The organism is Salarchaeum sp. JOR-1 (genome assembly GCF_007833275.1).
Taxonomy (GTDB): Archaea; Halobacteriota; Halobacteria; order Halobacteriales; family Halobacteriaceae; genus Salarchaeum.
In genome coordinates, this window is sequence record NZ_CP042241.1 from 1,501,287 (window position 1) to 1,521,918 (window position 20,632).

Annotated in this window: 22 protein-coding genes and 1 pseudogene; 9 read left to right on the plus strand and 14 right to left on the minus strand. The window is 61.9% G+C overall.

Annotated elements, in window-relative coordinates:
* The first annotated feature begins 37 nt into the window (after window positions 1-37).
* The gene (locus FQU85_RS08890; RefSeq protein ID WP_145847034.1) at window positions 38-862 is read left to right on the plus strand and encodes a hypothetical protein; all 825 of its coding nucleotides are present in this window, start codon (window positions 38-40) and stop codon (window positions 860-862) included.
* Window positions 863-868: 6 nt separating this feature from the next.
* Here FQU85_RS08890 and FQU85_RS08895 read toward each other — a convergent pair whose 3' ends face one another.
* Window positions 869-1,201, minus strand: a complete 333-nt coding sequence (locus FQU85_RS08895) for a hypothetical protein (protein WP_206022030.1) — start codon at window positions 1,199-1,201, stop codon at window positions 869-871.
* A 42-nt stretch (window positions 1,202-1,243) separates the two neighbouring features.
* Window positions 1,244-2,002: a carbon-nitrogen hydrolase family protein gene (locus FQU85_RS08900; protein WP_145847036.1), complete on the minus strand. Its 759-nt coding sequence runs from the start codon at window positions 2,000-2,002 to the stop codon at window positions 1,244-1,246.
* Window positions 2,003-2,091: 89 nt separating this feature from the next.
* Between FQU85_RS08900 and FQU85_RS08905 the strand changes: the two genes are divergently transcribed.
* Window positions 2,092-2,535, plus strand: coding sequence for a DUF5799 family protein (locus FQU85_RS08905; RefSeq protein ID WP_145847038.1), 444 nt, complete (start codon window positions 2,092-2,094; stop codon window positions 2,533-2,535).
* Here FQU85_RS08905 and FQU85_RS13350 read toward each other — a convergent pair.
* Complete coding sequence (locus tag FQU85_RS13350; protein WP_168219963.1) at window positions 2,532-2,681, minus strand: hypothetical protein; 150 nt, start codon at window positions 2,679-2,681, stop codon at window positions 2,532-2,534. The two genes, FQU85_RS08905 and FQU85_RS13350, sit on opposite strands and share 4 nt — an antisense overlap.
* Before the next feature lie 72 nt (window positions 2,682-2,753).
* On the opposite strand from FQU85_RS13350, the gene FQU85_RS08910 reads away from it, so the two are divergent.
* Window positions 2,754-3,050, plus strand: coding sequence for a DUF5779 family protein (locus FQU85_RS08910; protein ID WP_145847040.1), 297 nt, complete (start codon window positions 2,754-2,756; stop codon window positions 3,048-3,050).
* 36 nt (window positions 3,051-3,086) lie between these two features.
* Window positions 3,087-3,980 carry a ribonucleotide-diphosphate reductase subunit beta gene (locus tag FQU85_RS08915; RefSeq protein ID WP_145847042.1) on the plus strand — a complete coding sequence of 298 codons (894 nt, stop codon included), beginning with the start codon at window positions 3,087-3,089 and terminating at the stop codon, window positions 3,978-3,980.
* 189 nt (window positions 3,981-4,169) lie between these two features.
* Here the strand turns inward: FQU85_RS08915 and FQU85_RS08920 are convergent, their stop codons facing one another.
* Window positions 4,170-4,652 (minus strand): cupin domain-containing protein, encoded by a 483-nt coding sequence (locus FQU85_RS08920; RefSeq protein ID WP_145847045.1) that lies wholly within the window; start codon window positions 4,650-4,652, stop codon window positions 4,170-4,172.
* 78 nt (window positions 4,653-4,730) lie between these two features.
* On the opposite strand from FQU85_RS08920, the gene FQU85_RS08925 reads away from it, so the two are divergent.
* A complete protein-coding gene (locus FQU85_RS08925) occupies window positions 4,731-5,393 on the plus strand; it encodes a hypothetical protein (protein ID WP_145847047.1) in 663 nt (220 codons plus the stop codon).
* Here FQU85_RS08925 and aglJ read toward each other — a convergent pair.
* Together aglJ and FQU85_RS08935 are read right to left on the minus strand one after the other, a co-directional pair.
* Window positions 5,382-6,302: an S-layer glycoprotein N-glycosyltransferase AglJ gene (gene aglJ, locus FQU85_RS08930; RefSeq protein WP_145847049.1), complete on the minus strand. Its 921-nt coding sequence runs from the start codon at window positions 6,300-6,302 to the stop codon at window positions 5,382-5,384. The two genes, FQU85_RS08925 and aglJ, sit on opposite strands and share 12 nt — an antisense overlap.
* A gap of 41 nt (window positions 6,303-6,343) precedes the next feature.
* Entirely contained in the window at window positions 6,344-6,733 is a 390-nt protein-coding gene (locus tag FQU85_RS08935) for a thioesterase family protein (RefSeq protein WP_145847051.1), read from the minus strand.
* Between the two features lie 92 nt (window positions 6,734-6,825).
* Here FQU85_RS08935 and FQU85_RS13805 point away from each other — a divergent pair.
* Window positions 6,826-7,041: pseudogene (locus tag FQU85_RS13805) on the plus strand (ribbon-helix-helix domain-containing protein); the annotation flags it as partial.
* Window positions 7,042-7,244: 203 nt separating this feature from the next.
* Here the strand turns inward: FQU85_RS13805 and FQU85_RS08945 are convergent.
* Both FQU85_RS08945 and FQU85_RS08950 read right to left on the minus strand, forming a co-directional pair.
* Entirely contained in the window at window positions 7,245-7,673 is a 429-nt protein-coding gene (locus tag FQU85_RS08945) for a GtrA family protein (RefSeq protein WP_145847053.1), read from the minus strand.
* Window positions 7,670-8,398, minus strand: a complete 729-nt coding sequence (locus tag FQU85_RS08950) for a glycosyltransferase (RefSeq protein WP_206022031.1) — start codon at window positions 8,396-8,398, stop codon at window positions 7,670-7,672. The genes FQU85_RS08945 and FQU85_RS08950 overlap by 4 nt, the downstream gene beginning before the upstream one ends.
* Window positions 8,399-8,765: 367 nt before the next feature.
* Here FQU85_RS08950 and FQU85_RS08955 point away from each other — a divergent pair, with 367 nt between their 5' ends.
* A complete protein-coding gene (locus tag FQU85_RS08955; protein ID WP_145847056.1) occupies window positions 8,766-10,040 on the plus strand; it encodes an RNA-guided endonuclease TnpB family protein in 1,275 nt (424 codons plus the stop codon).
* A gap of 50 nt (window positions 10,041-10,090) precedes the next feature.
* On the opposite strand, the gene FQU85_RS08960 is transcribed toward FQU85_RS08955, so the two are convergent.
* From FQU85_RS08960 to FQU85_RS08990, 6 genes are all read right to left on the minus strand, one after another.
* Complete coding sequence (locus FQU85_RS08960; RefSeq protein ID WP_145847058.1) at window positions 10,091-11,290, minus strand: orc1/cdc6 family replication initiation protein; 1,200 nt, start codon at window positions 11,288-11,290, stop codon at window positions 10,091-10,093.
* 554 nt (window positions 11,291-11,844) lie between these two features.
* Window positions 11,845-12,621 (minus strand): sulfite exporter TauE/SafE family protein, encoded by a 777-nt coding sequence (locus FQU85_RS08965; RefSeq protein ID WP_240792412.1) that lies wholly within the window; start codon window positions 12,619-12,621, stop codon window positions 11,845-11,847.
* Window positions 12,622-12,626: 5 nt separating this feature from the next.
* Window positions 12,627-13,901, minus strand: coding sequence for an NRAMP family divalent metal transporter (locus tag FQU85_RS08970; RefSeq protein WP_145847060.1), 1,275 nt, complete (start codon window positions 13,899-13,901; stop codon window positions 12,627-12,629).
* 539 nt (window positions 13,902-14,440) lie between these two features.
* Complete coding sequence (gene aglM / locus FQU85_RS08980; protein WP_145847063.1) at window positions 14,441-15,739, minus strand: UDP-glucose 6-dehydrogenase AglM; 1,299 nt, start codon at window positions 15,737-15,739, stop codon at window positions 14,441-14,443.
* A gap of 157 nt (window positions 15,740-15,896) precedes the next feature.
* Complete coding sequence (locus tag FQU85_RS08985) at window positions 15,897-16,871, minus strand: NAD-dependent epimerase/dehydratase family protein (RefSeq protein WP_145847065.1); 975 nt, start codon at window positions 16,869-16,871, stop codon at window positions 15,897-15,899.
* Complete coding sequence (locus FQU85_RS08990; RefSeq protein WP_145847066.1) at window positions 16,868-17,878, minus strand: sugar phosphate nucleotidyltransferase; 1,011 nt, start codon at window positions 17,876-17,878, stop codon at window positions 16,868-16,870. The genes FQU85_RS08985 and FQU85_RS08990 overlap by 4 nt, the downstream gene beginning before the upstream one ends.
* 148 nt (window positions 17,879-18,026) lie before the next feature.
* Here FQU85_RS08990 and FQU85_RS08995 point away from each other — a divergent pair, with 148 nt between their 5' ends.
* The gene (locus tag FQU85_RS08995; protein ID WP_168219964.1) at window positions 18,027-19,232 is read left to right on the plus strand and encodes a glycosyltransferase; all 1,206 of its coding nucleotides are present in this window, start codon (window positions 18,027-18,029) and stop codon (window positions 19,230-19,232) included.
* A gap of 73 nt (window positions 19,233-19,305) precedes the next feature.
* On the plus strand, window positions 19,306-20,220 hold the full coding sequence (locus FQU85_RS09000) for an NAD(P)-dependent oxidoreductase (RefSeq protein ID WP_145847071.1): 915 nt from the start codon (window positions 19,306-19,308) through the stop codon (window positions 20,218-20,220).
* The last annotated feature ends 412 nt before the right edge of the window (window positions 20,221-20,632 follow it).

Genomic DNA, 20,632 nt, shown 5'->3' on the forward strand with positions numbered 1-20,632 from the left:
CCCGACCATACACGTATTCGACACCCCACGCACGGGTATGGGACTCAGTACCGAGGAAATCATGCGGCTCAGCCTCGACCTCGTCGGCTGGGACGACGTGCCCGGCGACAGCACCACCTACGTGTCCGGCGACGACATCGAGACGGCGCTCGTCGGCATCGACCTCGAAAGCCCCGAAGTACAGCTCGCGCACCGCGAGGGGTTCGACCTCGCGCTCGCCCACCATCCCGCGGGCGACGACGCCCGCCTCGACTTCACGGACGTGCTCGATAAGCAGGTCGAGTTCATGACCGCGCACGGCGTCCCCGAGGACGAGGCGGAGGAGGCCGCGGACAGCATCCGGGAGGGCGCGGAGTACGGCGCGCACGCCGCGAACTACCGCCACAACCCGAGCGTCGCGGAGTACCTCGACCAGCCGTACATGAACGTCCACCTCGCGCCCGACGAACTGGGCCGCCGCGCGTTCGTCGACGTGGTCGACACGCTCGACGAGTCCGACACCGTCGCCGACCTCAGGGACGCCTTCAACGCCGAGTTCGCGGAGCTTCGAGACGCCAAGACCGACATCGAGACCCGCGTCGGGAGCGACGACAACGAACTCGGCGAGGTCGCCGTCCACCACGCCGCCGGCACGAACGGCGGCGCCGACGTGGCGCGCGCGTACTTCGAGAACGGCGTCGACACCGTCATCTACATCCACGTCTCCGCGAGCGACGCCGCCGAACTCCGCGAGGAGTACGACGACAAGAACCTCGTCGTCACCGGCCACATCGCCAGCGACGCAATCGGCCTGAACGAGTACATCGACGCCCTCGAGGACGCCGGCGTCGACTGCACCACCATCTCCGGCTGCGGGCTCTAACCGGCCTTAGGCCATGTCCATCTCGTCGCGGTCGCCCTCGCCCTCGCGCTCCAGGTGGCGCTCCACGGCGTCCTCCGTCACGTCGCTCTCGTCCAACGCTCCCTCTGACTCGTCGGTCTCCGCGTCGTCCGACTCCGCCTCTTCGTCGTCTGCGTCCGCCTCATCGTCGTCGGCCTCGTCCGTTTCACCGTCCTCGGTTTCGATGTCGGCTTCGACTTCGATTTCGATGCCGTCGGCGTCGAGTTCGGCCTCGTACGCCGTCGAACTGCCCTCGAATTCGAGTTCTTCGGAGTCGACTTCGACCTCCACCTCGACTTCGACGTCGATGTCGTCTGACATACGCGGTGGGTGCGGGCGCGGCCGGAAAAAACCGTGCGGCCGTCAGACGACGGGGATGAACTCGCGGTGCGCGGCGATGTCGTCGGGGTCGATGTCGGCGACGAGGTCTGTTTCGCGGCGGTTGAGCGCGGCCTGCACGCTTCCGTCGGGGCGGATCACGCGGGACTGGCCGGCGTAGTCGGTGACGGGCGCGTCCGGGAGGTCGCGGCGGCCCGTCCGCCCGGCGCCGACGACCCAGCGCACGCCGTCGAGCGCCCGCGCTCGCAGGAGGAGGTTCCAGTTCTGCGCGTAGGGCGCGGGCCACGCGCCGACGACGAACAACGCGTCCACTCGGTCGCCGGTGAACGCCGCGCTCTCCGCGACGAAGTTCAGGTCGTAGCACGTCACGAGGCCGGTTCGGCCGAGCGGCGAGTCGACGACGACGCGCTCGTCGCCGGGCGCGAGCGCGTCCGCTTCGTCCGCCCAGAGGTGGCGTTTCCGGTAGTACGTCCGGTCGCCCTCCGGCGTGACGTACACCGCGGTGTTGTAGTACGCGTCGCTCGCGTCCTCCACGAACCCCGCGAGAATCGCGGTGTCGTGCTCGCGGGCGAGCGCGTCGAGGCGGGCGAGCCGGTCGCTCTCCCGGTCGAGGGCGACGGATTCGATTCGGTCGTCGGCGACGAACCCGGTGAGCGCGTACTCCGGGAACACGGCGACTCTGGTGTCGTCGGGGAGGCCGCGCAGTCGGTCGGTTATGGCGGCGAGGTTCGCGTCCGGGTCGAGGTCTGAGAGGGCGAGCTGGCAGGCGGCGACAGTGACCATACCGTCGTCTCGCGGGCCGCGCGGAAAAACGCGGGTGCTGGTTCCCGGGAACCCGGGCGTTCAAGCCCCCGGCCGTCCACCTATCGGGTATGAGTGACTGGCAGGATCGAATCGTCGGTGAGCGGATGCGGGTGGACGACGAGTTCCAGCACCGCGTGGAGGCGTCGTCCTTCTCGAACCAGCAGTGGGGGCTCGTGATGACCGCGGTGGAGTTCGACATCGAGCACCCCGAGGACCCGGAGCGCGCGCGGCTGGTCGCGGACACGTCGAACCTCACGCACGTGATGGACGAACTCGACAACGTCGAGGCGGGCATGGCGGCGATGGCGGGCGGCCAGCAGCGCGACGACGACAGCGGCGGAATTCTCGGCGACGTGAAGCGCATGCTCGGCATCGGCGACAGCGGGGACTCCGGGAGCGACGAGGAGCGGGCGTCGGAGGCCGCGGCGCTCGCGCAGGAGTACGCGGACGCCCTGCAGGAAAAGCTCGAGGAGAACGGTCGCTGGGACGAGATCCGGGAGGCCGCGGTCTAGACGCCGTCGCCGCCGTGGTGGAGCGTGAACTCCTCCGTCTCGTAAATGTTGATGAGCTCTTCGACGATCTCGTCGTAGGACTCCTCGTCGTCGCGAATCTGGTCGAGTCGCTCGATCGTCTCCTCGCTCAGGTGGACTTTCGGCATACGTACTCTGTGTAGTCGAGCGGTGATAAGTGGAGGGGGCGACTTTTGCCCCTGCGGTGCGTCGCCCCGTCTATGAGTGACTTCGAACTGGATCTGCGGAGCGCGGAGGAACACCTCTCGCCCGAGCTCGATTCGGACTTCGAGGGGCGGGTCGTCCTCGGCGTGCTCGACGGCCAGACGGGGAACGAGGAGTGGCTGGGCGAGCTGGACGCGGGGAACGTGCTGGTGCTCGCGGTGGACGGCGAACTCGACGACCTCGCGGGCGGGTTCGCGGGGCCGGTGAAGGACGCGGGCGGGACGCTGATGCACTTCCGGTCGTTCCTCGTGGTGACGCCGCCGGGCGTGGACGTGGACACCGACCGACTGTAGCATAGCTTTAAGCGACTTCTCGCCGATACGTGTAGTATGGCTGACGAACCCGGCTTACTCGACCCGACAGCGCAGACGTACCGCTACTACCGGCACGCCGTCGAGAACCACTGGGATCCACACGACATCGACCTCGAAGCGGACGCGGACGCCGTCGCCGACCTGGACGACGCGACGTTCACGAACCTCCGCGGGTCGCTCGCGGCGTTCGGCGCGGGCGAGGAGTCCGTCACGGAGGACCTCGCGCCGCTCGCCGTCGTCCTCGACGACATCAGCGACGAACTGTTCGTGACGACGCAGCTCTACGAGGAGTCGAAGCACGCGGACTTCTTCGACCGCTACTGGCGGACGGTCGTCACGCCCGAGGAGGAACGACGCGGCATGACGCCGACGAGTCCGACCGACGACCGCTGGTTCTCCGCGGCGTACGTCGAACTGTTCGACCGAATGGCGGACGCGATGAACCAGTTGCTCGTCGAGGACACGCCGGAGACCCGCGCCAACGCGTACTGTCACTACCACCTCACCATCGAGGGAATCCTCGCGCAGACGGGCTACTACGGGCTGACGAACGCGTACGGCGGAACAAACGACCTGGCGGTCGACCTCCCCGAGCTTCCCGGGCTGGTCGCCGGCCTCACCCGTATTCGGGGTGACGAGGGCCGTCACGTCGGGTTCGGCATGCATCAGCTCAAGGAATCCGTCGAGGCCGGCGAGGTCGATCCCGAATTCATTCGGGACACCGTCGACGACCTCCTCCCGCTGGTGCAGGAGAGCGTCACGCCGGACGCGGGGAGCGGCGGTGCGGTCGCGGACGACCCGCTCGGTCTCGTCGAGTACGCGGTCGACAAGCACACCCAGCGAATGCAGCAGATTACGAACGCGAGCGCGGACATCCCGGACGTCGACACCCTAACTGCGCTTGAGTAGGCCCGGACACCTACCAGCGCTCGTCGGGTTCTGTTCGTCCGTATCGCCGTCGGCCTCTCCTACTACGAGGACACGGATCGTGGGGACTCCCTCGCGTTCGTCGCGTCCCCCGTACGCGCTGCACGCGCTCGGCGTGCTCGGCGGCCACATCCGGAAACCGGGGTCGTTCCAGACGACGGAGACAGCCGATTAGTCGAAGCGCGTGACTTCCGCGCCACACGCCTCGCAGAACAGCACGTACTCGTCGCCCTCGACTTCGTGCGTTCGCCCCGTGACCTCGCCGCACGCGGGACACTCCTCTTCGATTATCGCATCGTCAGCGTCCTTCGGCGCGCCGACGGCGACGACGCGCGCCGCGGTCTCACCGACGGCTTCCGCCGAGACGGGCGCGTTCTCGGGGACGAAGAAGGCGTCCTCCGCGTGCAGGTGCTGGGTGCCGTTCGCGGTGTCGACGCGGAGTTCCCCCGCGAGGACGTAGAACAGCTCCTCGTGGTCTGGGTGGCGGTGGTAGCCCCACGGCAGGCGTTCGCCGGGGTCGGCGGTGTAGACGTTGAAGCCGAACGCGGACGCGCCGACGGCCTCGTCGACTTCCTTCTTCTCCCGGGTCGGGTTCGGCGCGCTCTCGATGTCGGGGACGTGGACGCGCGCGTACTCGTGGTCGCTCAGATCCATATCGATGGCGTCGCGCGCGACGACCTAAACCCCCGTGGCGGGACGAAGACGTATCCGGGATGCGCGCGAACCCCCTGTATGGTTATCCGTGCTGACGGGCCGGCGGACGAGTACCGCGAGATAGACCGGTTCGACGGCGGTGTCGGCTGGATCGCGCATCCGGACGAGGCGATGCAGCGTGCGAGCCACGTCCTCGAGATCGACGGCGACGCGTGGGTTATCGACCCCGTGGACGCGCCCGACGTGGACGATCTCGTCGCGGAGTTCGGGGAGGAGGTCGCAGGCGTCGTCGTGTTGAGCGACCGGCACGCCCGGGACGCGGACGCGTTCGGCGAGCGGCACGACGCGCCCGTCTACGTTCCGAGCTTCGTCACGCCCGAACTCTCCGGGCCGAGCACGCCGTTCTCCGACGAACTCGAAGACACGGGGTTCGAGGTGTTGCGGGCGGTGGACGTGCCGGGCTGGCGGGAGGCCGCGTTATACGACGGGGAGACGCTCGTCGTCGCGGACGCCGTCGGAGACACCGCGTACTTCACGGCCGGCGACGAGCGCATCGGCGTCCATCCCATGCTGCGCGCGTTCCCGCCGAACTCCTTGCGGGGACTCGAACCCGCGCGCATCCTCTCGGGGCACGGCCCCGGCGTCCTCACCGGCGCGGCGAGCGCGCTCGACGACGCCTACCGCACAGCCCGGCGGAACATTCCGCGAGTGATGGCAAACAGCCTGAAATCACTCCTCTGAGCGCTCGCGGACCTGTTCGATGCGATGGAGTTGTTCGCGGTGGAGCGTGACGAAGAGGTCGGAGAGCACGCCGAACATGAGGAGTTGCACGCCGAACAGTAATGCGACGCCGGCGGCGACGGCGATGACGTTGTGGGAGACGCCCTTCGCGAACCACTCGTAGGCGACGTAGGCGCCGAGCGCGACGCTGAGGAGGAGCGCGCCGCCGCCGACGCTCCCGAAGTAGAAGAGGGGGTTGTTCGTCTTCGCGAGCCGGTAGAGCGTGTAGATGATGCGCGCGCCGTCCGTCACGGGGTTGAGGTTCGTCTCCGAATCCTCGGGCCGCGGCTTGTACGTGATGTCTACGACGCGAACCGTCTGGTTGTGGCGCGCGCACTCGACCGCCATCTCCGTCTCGATACCGAACCCGTCCGCGGTGAGACTCATCTTCTCGAACGACGTCCGGGTGAACGCGCGGTAGCCGGAGAGGATGTCCGCGTAGTCGTGGCCGTGGATGCGGGCGAACGCCCGATTGATGAGGGAGTTCCCGACCCTGTTGAGCCGCGTCATCGCGCCCGACTCCATGTTCGCGAACCGGTCGCCGACCACGTGGTCTGCGTCCCCCGACACCACCGGCTCCAGCACTTTCGGGGCGTCCTCGGTACGGTACGTGCCGTCACCGTCCAACATGAGGACGTAGGCGGCGTCGACGTGCCGCACGGCCTCCCGGACTGCCTGGCCCTTCCCGGAGCCGGACTGCTCGAAGACGTCCGCGCCGTGCTCTCGCGCTATCTCGCGCGTTTCGTCCGTCGAGTGACCGTCCACGACGAGGACGTTCTCCAGGCCTTCCTCGCGCAGGCCGTCGATGACGCTCCCGATGGTCTCGGCCTCGTTCAAGGTCGGGATGAGCACGCACACGTCCCCGTACATCTATCCGTACTCTCGGTGGCGCGTGGAAAAGGATTGCCGTTCTACTCGTAGTCGGCGAGGGCGTCCCGCCAGTCGTCCGGAATCGCCGTCGGCCGACCGTCCTCGTTCAAGTAGACCGAGACCGTCTGCCCGGTCGCCACCACGTCGCCCTCGACGCGGAGTTCGTAGTCGATGGTGAGACTGCTCTTCCCCACCGAAATCGGGGAGAGCTCGGCGGTCACCGTACTGTCCGGCGGAATCGAGTCCCGGTACTCGACGTTCAGCGACCGAACCACCGTCGGGGAGTCCGCAAGCGACACACCGAGCACTTCCTCGTAGAGGCGTTCCTTCGCGTGCTCGAAGTAGGACGCGTACACCACGTGATTCACGTGACTCCGGGTGTCGAGGTCGCGGAACTGCACGTCGATCTCGTGCGTGAACGGCTCCGGCATACGTAGGAACTTAGCGGCCGCCCGCTTCAACGCATCGCCGTCCGGTTCGACGCGACAAAACCACCATAGTAACACATATGTATTACTACAGTATGTCTGACGCAGCTACGAACGGGGACGAGGACACGGATATCGTCACGGTGAACTTCAAGACGACACAGACGTTTCTCGACGAAATCGACGAGACGTGGCAGGGACGCGGGTTCAACAGCCGGAGCGAGTTCATTCGGTACACGCTCCGCGACGCCGTCGAGTTCCCGACGTTCGACCGCGACGAACTCGACGCTCTCTCGCCGGCCGAACCGGATCGAATTCTGGAGAAACTGGACGCGATCGTCGACGAGCACGGCGTGACACGCCGGACTACGGCGAACCGCTACAGAACAGTCCGTATCGGAAGGTTCGGATCGGTGAGTTTCGACGTTCCGTCGCGTTCCGCCGCGACGAGCAGGTACTCCTTGTCGCCCGAACCAAGCGCCGTAGCGGCGCGTACACCGCTGACGACGACTGACTACTCGACGTGGACGCGCCAGGTAAACAGGCTTTCCGCGACGTAGTTCACGACGAACCCGACGCCGATGCCGATGACGTTCGCGAGCGCGTACCAGACGCCGAACTGGCCGTTGAGCACGTAGAGCACGGACAGCGCGACCGCGACGCCGCCGGCGCGCACGACGTTCGAGCGCGCGAACCGCTTCCCCGTCGGAACCAGCCCGCCGCCCGCCTCCCCGGAGAACGTCCAGCGGTCGTTCACGACGAACATCAACACGATGGCGGCTTCCGCGCTCACGAACTTCGCCCAGAACGGCGCAATCCCGGTGCCTTCGACGACGAGCGTCAGGACGAGCGTGTCGAAGAGCGCGCCCACGATGCCGACGGAGAGGAACTGGCCCGCGCGCACGCCACGAACCAGCGCTTGGATGTCTTCGGTGAGCGTCATCGCTCCACCAACCGCGTTCGAGAGCGGTGTTCGGTTCCGTCCGCGATACTCGGATAGCGCCGGCGGAGCGAGAACACTGTCCGCGCCAGCTCTTGCACCGTCTCCCGGGTGTTCACGGTCGAACGCGGGTCGTCCTCCCACGCCACCGGCACCTCCGTGAGTTGGAGGCCGCGGGCGTCCGCGACCGTCACGAGCTCCACGTCCCACGCGAACCCGGGTTCGTAGAGGTAGTCGCGGACTGCCTGCCAGGCTTCCTGTGTGAGTGCTTTCGCCCCGCACTGGTAGTCCGAGAGCGAGACGGGGAGGAGGGCGCGGCTGCCCCACGCGAACGCGTCACCGAGCTTCCGCCGGAGCACGCTCTGATGGGTCTGAATCCGGGATTCGGGATGGCGGCGAGACCCGGCCGCCAGATCCGCGTCGTCGAGCGCCCCGACTACGTCCGTGATGGAGTCGGCGGGCGTGCTGCCGTCCGCGTCCGCGAACGCGAGCACGTCCGTGTCCACGGACTCGAACCCCTGCGTGATCGCGAGGCCCTTTCCCCGGCGCTCCCCGACGACGTTCACCTCGACGGCGTCGCGGCCGGGAAACGACAGGCTGGAGCCGCCGGGCGCGTCCAGTTCGATGCGGACCACAGCGGGCTGGAGGACATCGAGGAGGGCGTCCACGTACGACCGGAGTTTTCCGGTGTCCGGCTCGTACGCAGGGAGGACCAAACCAACCGTCACGCTACCCGGTATTCGGACTCCGCGAATAAGAATTGTGTTCTCCAGGGCACGTCGGACGGTTGACCGGACGGGCGAGATGGGAGAGAGAGTACGTTTCGTGTGTCCCGCAGTACGCGAGCTCGGGGTGAGGCGAGCGTTCTGTTGGAAATGATTCTACGTGGAGGTGAGAGTTTTGTTGGGGTGGTGTCCGGGGAGGGAGAGTACGTTTCGTGTGTCCGGGGGGCTACGGAAGTGCGAGGAGAAAGCCCCGTGCTTTAGCGCGGGGATGAATCCGACAACCCCGACACCAGCCACCGTTCGATGGCACGGCAGGATATTCCACGCTCCAATCCACGCCTTCAAGTAACTATACCTACATAGGTTACGTATGGCGGAACAGGTCGTCACTCGCACCTACACTGCTTCCATCCGGAACCAGCCACAGGTGCAAGACGACCTCGATTCGCTCGGGTTCGCCGCTTCAAAACTCTGGAACGTCGGACGGTGGACTTGTGACCGAGTGTGGGGCGAAGTCGGCCATATTCCCGGTCACAACGAACTCACCGCGTACCTCAAGAATCACGAACGCTACGATGACCTGCATTCGCAGTCAAGTCAGCGAGTCCTGCAAGAACTCGCTGAGGCGTTCAAAGGCTGGTACGGCAAACAACGCAACGGAGACACACGAGCGAACCCGCCCGGCTACCGCAAACACGGCGACGACCACCCACGAAGTACGGTCACGTTCAAAGCCGATGGCTTCAAACTCGACACCCAGTACAACCGCGTCCGACTCTCCAAAGGCTCGAACCTCAAGGACTACTGGTCGGACTTCATCCTCTGCGAGTACCAGACCCGCCCTGACGTTGACCTCTCCACCGTGGAGAGCGTCCAGCAGGCGCGGGCAGTTTGGACGGGAAGCGAGTGGGAACTACACTTCGTGTGCAAAGTCGAAATCGAAGTGTCAGAGGCACCCGGTCAGAAGACGGTTGGTGTTGACCTCGGCATCAACAACTTCGCCGCCCTCGCCTACGAAGACGGCTACGGCGAGCTGTACCCGCTGAACTGTCTGAAGCAAGACGACTACTTCTTCAGCAAGCGGATTGCTCGCTGTGACAACTCCGATTCCGAGCAAGCCACGCGGTTAAATCAGAAGAAGTCTCGACGGCGCACCCACTACTTCCACACGCTCTCCAAGCACATCGTCCAGCGATGTGTTGAGGAGGGTGTTGGAACGATTTTGGTTGGCGACCTCTCTGGCATCCGTGATAAGGAGGAGAACGGCGAGTCGAAGAACTGGGGCAAGCATGGCAATCTTGACCTGCACTCGTGGGCGTTCGACCGCTTCACCGACCTGCTCGAATACAAGGCCGAGATGGCAGGAATCGCGGTCAATGAAGTGTCTGAGTGCGATACATCGAAGTCGTGTTCGTGTTGTGGTCGGAAGCGAAAGGCGAACCGTGTTGAGCGCGGGTTGTACGTCTGTGACGAGTGTGGTACGGTGGCGAACGCTGATGTGAACGGTGCTGAGAACATTCGACAGAAAGTATCTCCGAGTCCTCGTCCAGAGGATAGGAGTAACGGCTGGTTGGCACAGCCATCGACGTTCCTGTTTGACAAGGACACTGGCGCATTCGCGCCTCAAGAACAGGTCACGTCGTAAACCACAATATCCCAACGCGGGAATCTTCGCCCTTCAGGGCGGGGAGGATGTCAAGGTGCGTGTTCGGTTTCGATGTCGTCGCGGACATCGAGGATGATGTCTGCGTCGAGGTCGAGGTCGTACTCGTAGTAGCGGCCGCCGCGTTCGCCGTGGTTCTGGCCGTTCCGCCGGAAGAACCCGAGCATGTGGAGGTCTGCGAGGTGGTTCTGAATACTCTTCAACGTCGTCAACGGGTCAGACGCGTGGGACTGAGCGACCTGCTCGTAACGGGTCTTGATCGTCTTCGAACGCGCGGGCGTCTCGCCCTCCCGGTCGAGGTACGCGAGCGTTTCGAGGATGTACTGTGCGTGCTGGGTCTGATCGCGGATGCGGTTGCTCAGCCGGCCGCGCTGCACGAGCTCCTGAGCGTCCGTGATGTGGGCGTCGGTCACCTGGGTGTCACCGTTTTTCTCCGCGACCTCCGCGCCCACGCGGAGGAGGTCGATGGCCTGCCGGGCGTTCCCTCGGTCTTTCGCCGCGATGGCTGCGGCCTTCGCGATCGCCGAATCCGCACAGCCGTCCTCGACGAACGCGCGGTCTGCACGGTCTCGGAGGATGGTGCGGAGCTCGGACGCGTCGTAGGGACTGAACGATATCTCCGCCTCCATCAGGGTGTCCTTGACTTTCGGGGAGAGCGACTGCCGGAACGTGTAGTTGTTGCTGATGCCGATGACGCCGATCTTCGAGTCGGTGATGTGGCCGTTCGACTTCGCGCGCGGGAACTCGTAGAGGAGCGTGTCGACATCGTCGAGGTGGTCGATTTCGTCGAACACGACCAGGTGGGTGCCGCCGAGCCGGTCGAGCTGGGCGTACAGCTCTTCGAACGCGTCTCCCACGCCGAGTCCGCGCTTCGGGAAGTCACTCGCGCTGTCGGGGAGGAGATCGTTCACGAGGCCGCGAACGACCGTGTACACCGTCTTCCCGTTGCAGTTGCACTCGTGGACGTGAAGTTCGTCGGCTTCCGGCCGCGTCGCGACCTCCGCTCGGAGCGCGTCCATCATGTAGGTCGTGACGGCTGTCTTCCCCAGTCCGGCTTTCCCGTACAGCATGATGTTCTGGGGGTTCCGCCCGAACAGGACGTCCTGGAGGGCGAACCGGTACTCGTCGATCTCCTCGTCCCGTTCGAGGATTTCACTCGGCTGGTAGCTCTCCGCGAGTACTTTCTTCTCCTCGAAGATCGTCTGTTCGATGTCGCTGAACGGCCCACCCATCGTCTATCCACTCCAACACGAACGATATACTTAAAACCTTCTTTCGTCTGATTCGAGTGTCTTCACGCGTCGACACACCCACCGACCCAGACCCACTCCAGTCCCAAGACAAACGAAACGCCCTCTCTCCCTCGACCCCCCTATCTGTTCTGTTCCCGACTCCTCTCGCGCTCGCCCTCCGGTCAGCCCGCACAGCCCCTCGCCGTAGACGACGGGATTCGCGCCGTACCGGCGCCTAGCAACCCCACGCACCGCCCCGACACAGCCACCCGAGGACAGACGAAATCCACTCTCCGACCCTCCGCCGCAGATCGCGCACCGCACATACGCGTCGCCCCCCACACTGCCAGCGCAGTGACGTCCAGCACGGATTCCTCGACGGCGGGATCAGGGGTCGACAGCCGTCCGAGTCCTATCAGGTGGCCGAGGGCGATCCAGCACGTCACGAGATGCGTCTCGAGATCGGGAAGCCTCGGGGCTTGACCCCGAGGCGGTTCACGCAGCCCTCGAAGTCGAGTACGGTTCACGCGAACGGACGTCACCGAAGTGCGATGTCACCGGAGTGCGATATATGGCCCGACGACGAGTAAGAGCATCGCGAGTACGCGGGTGAGTGTTTCGGCATCGATGGATTGAGCGATCTTCCAGCCGGCGACGACGCCGACGAGTTCGGGGATCCCAATCGCGATGGCGAGCGGCCACGAGACTGCATCCTGGGCGAGGTAGCCGGCCGTCGCGAATGCGGCGACAAACACTGACTGGACTTGTGCGACGCCGACTGCGATCAGCAGTGGGACGCCGATAGCCACCAACAGCGGAACGGCGAGGACTGGACCCCCGACGCCGAGGAGCCCGCCCGAAATGCCGACGAACGCCCCGATACCGGCGACGCCGAGCGTGCCGCGGGGCGTCATCACGTCGAAGTTGCTCTCGGACGTTCCGTAGCGGGTTCGGTAGAAGACGAGGACGCCGGTCAGGGAGACGAACACACCGAGCAGGACGCTGAACGTCGATTCGTCGATGAGCGCGTTCAGCCGGACACCGACGAGTGCACCTGCGAGCCCAGTGAGGCTCAACGCGAGCGCCATCCGCTTGCCGTCCCGCGAACCGAGCTCGCCGGAGCGCCGATAGCTCTCGGCGCCGACGAGGCCCGTCGCGACAAACGTGGCGCTGGCCGTGCCGACAACGACCGCCGGTGGGAGGTCGGTCAGCGCGACGAGCGCGATGGTGATGAAGATTCCACCCGGACCGACGGCGGTGATGCCGACGCCGGCGAGCAGCGAGAGCACGACGAGGACGGCGAGCGTCGCCGTGGGGATGCCAGCGATCACTCGACTCAGAGCCCGCCCGTGAAGATGGCGTTGATGACGAACTGGCCGGCACTCCACGCCGAGTAGATGGCGAGGAGGATGAGCGCGCTGTTGATGACGTTCAGCTTCCAGCCGTTCGTGTACGCGCCCATCATGTCGCTGTCGTTGACCGCCCAGAACAGGAGGACGGCGGTGATGGGCAGGCCGACGACGCCGTTGTACGCCGGGAAGAGGATGATCATGTCGATGACGCTGAGCCCGAGGTACTGATGGACGAGCGGCGAGAGGCTGCCGAGCGCGACGCCGCCGACGTAGATCGCCTTGAACACGCGGGTGCTGTCAGCGACCTCACCGCCGACGGCCTCGGGGATCATGTAGGCGGGCGCCCACATGATCGGGATGATGCTGTTGAACGCGGCTGCGAGCGTCCCGGCGAGGAAGACGACCATCGCCCACTCACCGAGGACGGACGCGAGCGCTTTCCCGGGCGTGAGGAACGTCTCGAGTTGTTCGTAGCCCGCCGGGCGGAGGACCGCTGCGGCGGCAATGACGATCGCGATGGTCGTGATACCACCGATGGTGTAGCCGATCGCGAGGTCGCGGCGCATCGTCGGGATGTCCGAGCGGTCGGTCCAGCCCTTCTCCTCGACGAGTCGCGACTCGAGGAAGAAGTTCGGCCAGAGTGCGGTCGTCCCGAGGATGCTCACGGTGAGCGCCATCGAGCTCGGCGATAGCCCTGTCGGGGCGAACCCGGCGACGACGGCGGTGAGATCCGGACTACTCGCCCCGGCGACGACGACGTACGTGAGCAGGAGCGCGAACATCATCGCGACCATGATCTTCTCGACGGCGTCGTAACTGAGGACGCCGATCACAATGGCGAGGAGTCCAGTCAGATAGGCGAATGGCATCCACCCGATCGCCTGTAGGTCGAGGAGGACGACGATGCCCTTCCCGACAGCGGCAGTGAGTTCGAGCGTCCAGGCGACACAGCCGATTGAGAGCAAGACCATCACGACGGTCGCGAGCGTCGACCCGAGTTTCTCCCGGGCGAACGCGCCCAATGAGTCACCGTGAATACCGAGTCGGGCGCTCATGTCCTGTGCCACGAAGCCGAGGAGCACCGCACCGACGACAGCCCACAGTAGTGCGTAGCCGAACCTGACTCCGGCGGAACTTGCGATGAATACTGACCCCGACCCGAAATAGCTCGCGACCATTACGAGCGCGAGTCCATACCGTTCGAAGAACTCCGAGACCGAGGGAATTGACGCACCGTCTATCGCTTGTCTAACACTCATAGTTGGTCGAAAACGACAATCGAACACTCACTACACGACGACTCTCCCTTGCAGTAACCGACGCGTCAGTTGGATATGTGCCCAGGAAGGGAAATGCGTGATGGCCCACCGCTCGACGAACGTCAGTCGTGGTTCTCAGTACCGCGCTCGAATATCTGCTGTACGAGTCGCCCCCCGACTCACCGACACGCCACCGCCCCCGGAGCGCACATCGTGAATGACGCCCATGGACAGCGATATTCTCGAACGACTCCAGAACCCGGGTAACGACGACCTTGTCCGCTCTCCGCGAATGATCGCCGAACACTGACTAGACGCGGACACGTATTCGAGAACACTTAATTACGCATCGTGAGCGTGGGCTAGTCGAGTACTACGACGAGGAACGCGGTATCTACCAGCTCTCTGAAACGGGGCGCAAATGGCTACAGGACGAATATGTACTGCCGATACCAAGGAGTGATGCAGAGCGGTAGTCAAGGGGGCTTGGACAGAGCGGTAGTCAAGAGGGCTTGCAACTAGACCGCTGGCGGGGCCGACTACCAGGTTAATCCGTCATATGTCATTCCGTCTCGGGGTGCGATACAGCGGCGGCCATCCACGACGATTTGCTGGGTCATCGTGTCGAACTCTTCGTCGAGAGCTTCGAATTCGTCCCAGTCGGTACAGACGAGGCAGGCAGAGGCGTCGGTGAGAGCGGCTTCGGCGGAGTCTTCGTACTCGATATCTGGGAGGTGTTCACGCATGTTCTCGGTCGCAACCGGGTCGTAGGCGGCTACAGTCGCCCCGCGTTCTTGGAGTCCCTCGATGACGGGAATTGCACGCGAGTTCCGAACGTCGTCTGTGCCGGGTTTGAACGCCAGTCCCAACACTGCGACGCGATTTCCGGAGACATCGATGTGGTCGTCAAGCAGGGAAAGGAGGCGCTCGGGCTGTCGGTCGTTCACTTCAACGGCGGCTTCGAGCACTGCGGGGTCGTAGTCCTGGTTACGGGCCGCAGCGATGATGGCGTTCGTGTCTTTCGGGAAGCAGCTCCCGCCCCAGCCCAGGCCGCTCCGGAGGAACTGCTCGCCGATCCGGTCGTCCAACCCCATGGCGTCCGCGACCTCGTACGCGTCGATATCGAACTCCTTGCAGATGTTTCCGATGTCGTTGATGAGCGAAACTTTCGCGGCGAGGAAGCCGTTGTTCGCGTACTTAATCATCTCCGCCGTCTTCGTGTCTGTCTCGACCACTGGTGCACCAGTTCGCTCGACGAGTGGGTCAAAGACATCGTGCATGTCGGCGAGTGCACGCTCGTCGTCCGCTCCGAGCACGACCTTGTCCGGATCGAGGAAGTCGTGAACCGCAGTCCCCTCCCGGAGGAACTCGGGGTTCATGCCGACACCGAAGTCTTCGCCTGCGGTTTTTCCTGAAGCGCCTTCTAGTACTGCGGTGATGATGTCCTCCGTCGAACGCGGCACGACTGTACTCTTCACGACGACCGTATGCCAATCGTTCTTCTCCGCGAGCGTGTCGCCGAGTTGCTCGGCCCCAGATTTCATGATCGAGAGATCGATACTTCCGTCGTCGTGCTGTGGAGTCGGGAGACAGAGGAACGTAACGTCCGTGTCGAGCACGGCCTCGTACTCGGTGGTCGCGCGAAGACGACCGGTCTCCTGCGTGTGCTCGCGCACCAGCTCGGGGAGGCCGTCCTCGTGAATCGGCGCCTCCCCGGAGTTAATCGTCTCGACAATGGACTCATCGATGTCGACGTTCACGACCTCATGACCGATATCAGCGAAACACGCAGCGATAGTAGTGCCGACGTATCCACTGCCGATGACGGAGATGTCCATACCCCTTCGTAAACGGGAGGTGTATAAGAAACGTCCGGGCTACCGATTTTCGTACCAGTCGACGAACCGTTCGATACCGTCGTCGAAGTCTACCTCCGGTTCCCAGTCGAGTTGGTCTCCCGCTCGCGAGACACCGTTCGCTTGCTCGTTTTCTCGGCTACTGGCTGCTGTCGACGGTCGTGTCGAGTTCGTCCGCGAAGTGGGGAATCGTTCGTTCGAGGCCAGCTTCGAGAGAGACTGTCGGTTCCCATCCGAGTAGTTGCTTTGCGCGAGTGATGTCCGGTTGGCGGACCTGTGGGTCGTCCTCCGGGAGGTTCTGATGAACGATATCGGAATCGGCGTCCAGAACATCGAGGATAGTTTTTGCGAGTGTTCGAATCTTGATTTCGTCCGTGCTTCCGAGGTTGATAACGTCTCCTGCAGCGACTTCGGGTGGCGCGTCGGCGAACGCTCGGATACCTCGGATCAGGTCGCTCACGTAACAGAAACTCCGCGTCTGCGTTCCGTCACCGTACACTGTGAGACCTTCTCCCCGTAACGCCTGTGAGAGGAAGTTCGGGATGACGCGGCCGTCGTCGGGACGCATCCGCGGCCCGTACGTATTGAAGATGCGGACGGTTCGGATATCGACGTCGTACTGCTGCTGGAAAGCAACTGCGAGCGCTTCCGAGAACCGCTTACTCTCGTCGTAGGGTGCTCGCGGGCCGCGTACGTTCACGTTTCCGTTGTACTCCTCGTGCTGAGGATGAACCTCCGGGTCGCCATAGATCTCGCTCGTTGACGCTAGGATCGCGCGAGCGTCGTTGTCGCGAGCGTACCGGAGTGCGTTGTGCGTTCCTTCACTGTTCGTCAACGCGATTTCGACGGCGTGCGATTCGAAGTCCTTCGGGCTCGCACGGGACGCAAAGTGAAAGACGTAATCCACGTCTCCGAGGTCGGGAAACGGTTCGCGGACATCGTGTTCAATGGAGGCGAACCGTTCTGACTCGATATGGGCGAGGTTGGTTGGACGGCCGCTTCCGAAGTTGTCGAGGGACGTGACCTGGAATCCGTCGTCGAGAAGAGAGTCGACGAGGTGACTACCGACGAATCCCGCGCCACCTGTGACGACTGCGTGGGGTTTCGATTTCACAGTTCGATGGTGCTGTTGTCCCCGACGTTCAGGTGGTTCGCCTCGCTTCGGACGGTCGCGCCGTCGCCGACGATGCTGCCTTCGAGGTTCACGCTCTCCAGGGTGGCGTTCTCGCCGACGATGCTGTTGCGTACGATGCTGTCCGTAATACGAGCGTTATCGTCGACACTCACGTTCGGTCCGACGATTCCTTCTTCGACGACGACGTTATCTCCGAAGTCGACTGGCGGAACGACGACTGCGTTATCGACCGAGTCCGCGCCGTTCGTCTCGCCCTTCGACAGGAGGACGCGGTTCGCTTCGAGAAGCGTCTCGGGCCGCCCGCAGTCGTACCAGTCCTCGACCTCGAAGACGTCGATGCGGGCGTCGGACTCAATCATTCGCTGGAGCGCGTCTGTGAGCTGGTACTCATTGCCAGCCCCGCGAATGTTGTTCTCGACCAGGTGATTGAGCGTGTCGAACAGGAGGTTCGTGTTCTCCACGATGTACACGCCACTAATCGCGTAGTTCGACTGAGGATTGTTCGGCTTCTCGACGAGGCGCTCGACTCGACTTTCTTCCGCGAGTTCAGCGACGCCGTAGTGCTGAGGTTCGTCGACGGTCTTCACGCCGACGCTCGCGTCCGGATCATTGAGCGAATCGTGCGCGTCGAGGAACGTCCCGTACCCGTTCTCGAACAGCATATCACCGAGCGCGATGAGTGCGGGTTCGCCACGGACGGCTTCCTCAGTCTGGTAGATGCTATGACCGAGTCCCTCCGCACTCTCCTGTTCGACGAACTGAAACGTGAACTCGTCGCCGAACGACTCCTCAGCGTACTCGACAATCTGATCCTGCATCGGACCGCCGACGACGATGACAACTTTGTCGACTCGAGTTTCCGTGAGGCTGGAGAGAATGTGGCCGAGAATCGGCTTCCCAGCGATCCGAACCATCGCCTTCGGCTTCGTGTGAGTCTGGGGATAGAGGCGGGTTCCCTGTCCAGCGGCCGGAATGACAGCCTTCATCTCAATTAAATGAGTGAGAGAGGGGGTAAAGGCTTTCTGTATCTCGCATATTCTTTCGATTAGGGTTTTCACTTTCCCGTCCGCGATTACTTTCTGGATATAGCGGATGGATAGTTTCAATACCCGCCGCGTAATTATATCTCATAATATGGAAATTGCATTCCTCACGAATTATTTTCCGAAAATTTCGGAGACATTTATAATAAATCAAGTTATTGGACTTTTAGAACGAGGGCATTCCGTTCAGATTTTTGCACTCGAATCACCAGATGAAGACGTTACACACGAAGTAATCGACGAGTACGACCTCCTTGAACGAACAACCTATTTCCCGTCTCCTGAAAATTATTTCCACGGACTTAGTAGAGTCGGACAACTTATAGTCAACTATCCGGCCTCAATTTCTCAGGTTCTCCCTTCTTTCCGTCGAGGAGTTGAAGGAGGAGTTCGACTCTCAACTCTCTATCAATTCAAGAAATTTGACTGTGGGGGATTCGATGTGTATCATGCGCACTTCGGACAGGTTGGGAAACGATGGGACTTTCTCCCTGATGAAACCGATGCTCCATACGTTGTTTCATTCTATGGCAAAGACGCAAGTGTCGATCTCTCAGAACGGCCAGAAACTTATGAACATACCTTCAATGTCACAGACTGTGTAACGGTTTTGAGTGAAGACATGCGTGAGGACGTTGTCGGATCAGGATGTCCGGCCGAGAAAACAACTATCCAACCGCTTCCAGTTGACCTCAACCAATTTTCTTATTCCCCGACCAACCCTGCTAAAACAGAGCCTACTCGAATACTCACGGTCGCTAGGTTTACTGAAAAAAAGGGATTGGACGACGCGCTCGAAGCGATCGATTCTGTTGCCGGAACTCACGATATAACGTGGACAATCGCCGGGGGGGGCCCTCTCCGCGATACGTTCGAGACAGAGATCCAAGAACGTGGCCTCGAAACGACAGTTGAGATGCTCGGCTGGGTAACGCAAGAACGAATCAACGAATTACTGCACGACGCACACCTGTTCATACTCCCAAGCAAGACGAGCTCAGAAGGTGATAAAGAAGGAACACCGACAGTTTTACTTGAGGCTCAAGCTGCTGGGGTTCCTGTTCTCTCAACGTATCACGCAGGAATCCCAGAAATCGTCCGCGATGGGGAAACCGGGATTCTGGTTCCCGAAAGCGACCCAGAGAAGCTCACAAACGCACTCGACCGATTCCTCTCCACTCCAGAGACGTGGACCGAAATGGCGCGGAACGGTCGTGAATTCGTCGAAGAGAACCATTCAAAACAGGTAGTCGCCGAACAACTAGAAGAACTCTACCTAAAACAGTTGAACAGCTGATAACGGGTGGCAATTTACTGGCGGCCTTGGACTCTTTCATAGTTGATTTACAGTACCTATACTATCACGTGATATGGGACGAGTGCTCGTTACTGGAAGCAGCGGATTCATCGGGAGTAATCTTTGTCAGGAGCTGGTTCGGCGTGGCCACGAGGTTCACGGTGTTGATATCGACCCACCAGAATTTGATCTTCCAGAATCAGTCAATACCTTCCAGGCAGACCTCACTAACGAACCAGAACTACCCGACCTAGATGTAATCGTTCACCTCGCTGCTCACTCGCAGGTTCAACCGGTAGTAGCTGACCCGTCATTGGCCTTGGAGAACGTCAAAATGACTCAGCACGTCCTCAATGAGGCGGAGCGTATGGATGCAGCCGTAATTAATGCATCAAGTCGCGATGTCTACGGTGCCGAGATTCAACCGACCGAAGACGAAGTAACTCCTGACAGTCCTAATGGGTATGCCGCAAGTAAGCTCAGTTCTGAGGCCTTTGTGAACGCATATAGACATACGCGCGATGTTTCAGTAACCTCGCTCCGACTCGCTAACGTCTATGGGCCTCGTGATTTGAACCCGCGAGTGATTCCGATATTTATCGCACTCGCAGACGCAGGTGAAGATTTAACCGTGTATGGAGAAGGGAAATTATTAGACTTCGTTCACGTAGGCGATGTTTGTGAGGCGTTTTGTGCCGCTATCAACCGCATCGAGGCCGTAAACGGGGAGATATTCAATATCGGATCCGGAAGAGGGGTTCAATTATCCGATATCGCAGAAACCATCACCACAGCTGTGGACAGCGACAGCACCTGGATGATCTCCAACGATCGGAAAGGCGACGTAGAACGATACGTAGCCGATACGTCGAAGACAGAAGCCGCCCTAGACATCAGAATGGATACAGAATTAGATAAGGGACTAGCCAATACCATAGAATGGTATCGCTCTCAACCGGAGGTTCTCAGTACACTTCGGTCAGAATAGTGGATAGAATTATGTTTTGTGGGGCCAGAAGCAACAGCGCTGCTGTCGATGAAGGTCGGTATTCGACTCTATCATGTATAACTATCACATCGCTGCTGTCAACCTCGAGTGAAACGATTCACTCCATACCAGATTTGAATAGGTTGGGAATGACGCTTTTGCTCATGCGTTCTTCGCCTAACTACTCAAGAAACACGATCTTAATGACTGTTCTTTCCGACAAAATGCTATTTTCCAAGGCGCATGCTCTCAACACGGCCTCGGTTTCAGATACGAACGCCAAGGAGTCGGATTAGTGTTGAACCTGTCTTTAGAGAAATAAAACAGAGAACACGAATCTCTGCTTCTCAAACTGTTTCAGCAAGGCCGAAGCAGAAACCGCCGATGAGCGCCCAAAATTGTTCACTTTTGT

Excerpts from the sequence above, each read along its gene's own strand:
- FQU85_RS08920 (WP_145847045.1), bottom strand. The coding sequence starts at position 4,652 with ATGGATCTGAGCGACCACGAGTACGCGCGCGTCCACGTCCCCGACATC.
- FQU85_RS08955 (WP_145847056.1), top strand. The coding sequence starts at position 8,766 with ATGGCGGAACAGGTCGTCACTCGCACCTACACTGCTTCCATCCGGAAC.
- FQU85_RS08915 (WP_145847042.1), top strand. The coding sequence starts at position 3,087 with ATGGCTGACGAACCCGGCTTACTCGACCCGACAGCGCAGACGTACCGC.
- aglJ (WP_145847049.1), bottom strand. The coding sequence starts at position 6,302 with ATGTACGGGGACGTGTGCGTGCTCATCCCGACCTTGAACGAGGCCGAG.
- FQU85_RS08970 (WP_145847060.1), bottom strand. The coding sequence starts at position 13,901 with ATGAGTGTTAGACAAGCGATAGACGGTGCGTCAATTCCCTCGGTCTCG.
- FQU85_RS08910 (WP_145847040.1), top strand. The coding sequence starts at position 2,754 with ATGAGTGACTTCGAACTGGATCTGCGGAGCGCGGAGGAACACCTCTCG.
- FQU85_RS08990 (WP_145847066.1), bottom strand. The coding sequence starts at position 17,878 with ATGAAGGCTGTCATTCCGGCCGCTGGACAGGGAACCCGCCTCTATCCC.
- FQU85_RS09000 (WP_145847071.1), top strand. The coding sequence starts at position 19,306 with ATGGGACGAGTGCTCGTTACTGGAAGCAGCGGATTCATCGGGAGTAAT.
- FQU85_RS08890 (WP_145847034.1), top strand. The coding sequence starts at position 38 with ATGGGACTCAGTACCGAGGAAATCATGCGGCTCAGCCTCGACCTCGTC.
- FQU85_RS08945 (WP_145847053.1), bottom strand. The coding sequence starts at position 7,673 with ATGACGCTCACCGAAGACATCCAAGCGCTGGTTCGTGGCGTGCGCGCG.
- FQU85_RS08925 (WP_145847047.1), top strand. The coding sequence starts at position 4,731 with ATGGTTATCCGTGCTGACGGGCCGGCGGACGAGTACCGCGAGATAGAC.
- FQU85_RS08995 (WP_168219964.1), top strand. The coding sequence starts at position 18,027 with ATGGAAATTGCATTCCTCACGAATTATTTTCCGAAAATTTCGGAGACA.
- FQU85_RS08895 (WP_206022030.1), bottom strand. The coding sequence starts at position 1,201 with ATGTCAGACGACATCGACGTCGAAGTCGAGGTGGAGGTCGAAGTCGAC.
- FQU85_RS13350 (WP_168219963.1), bottom strand. The coding sequence starts at position 2,681 with ATGCCGAAAGTCCACCTGAGCGAGGAGACGATCGAGCGACTCGACCAG.
- FQU85_RS08900 (WP_145847036.1), bottom strand. The coding sequence starts at position 2,002 with ATGGTCACTGTCGCCGCCTGCCAGCTCGCCCTCTCAGACCTCGACCCG.
- FQU85_RS08960 (WP_145847058.1), bottom strand. The coding sequence starts at position 11,290 with ATGGGTGGGCCGTTCAGCGACATCGAACAGACGATCTTCGAGGAGAAG.
- aglM (WP_145847063.1), bottom strand. The coding sequence starts at position 15,739 with ATGGACATCTCCGTCATCGGCAGTGGATACGTCGGCACTACTATCGCT.
- FQU85_RS08935 (WP_145847051.1), bottom strand. The coding sequence starts at position 6,733 with ATGCCGGAGCCGTTCACGCACGAGATCGACGTGCAGTTCCGCGACCTC.
- FQU85_RS08905 (WP_145847038.1), top strand. The coding sequence starts at position 2,092 with ATGAGTGACTGGCAGGATCGAATCGTCGGTGAGCGGATGCGGGTGGAC.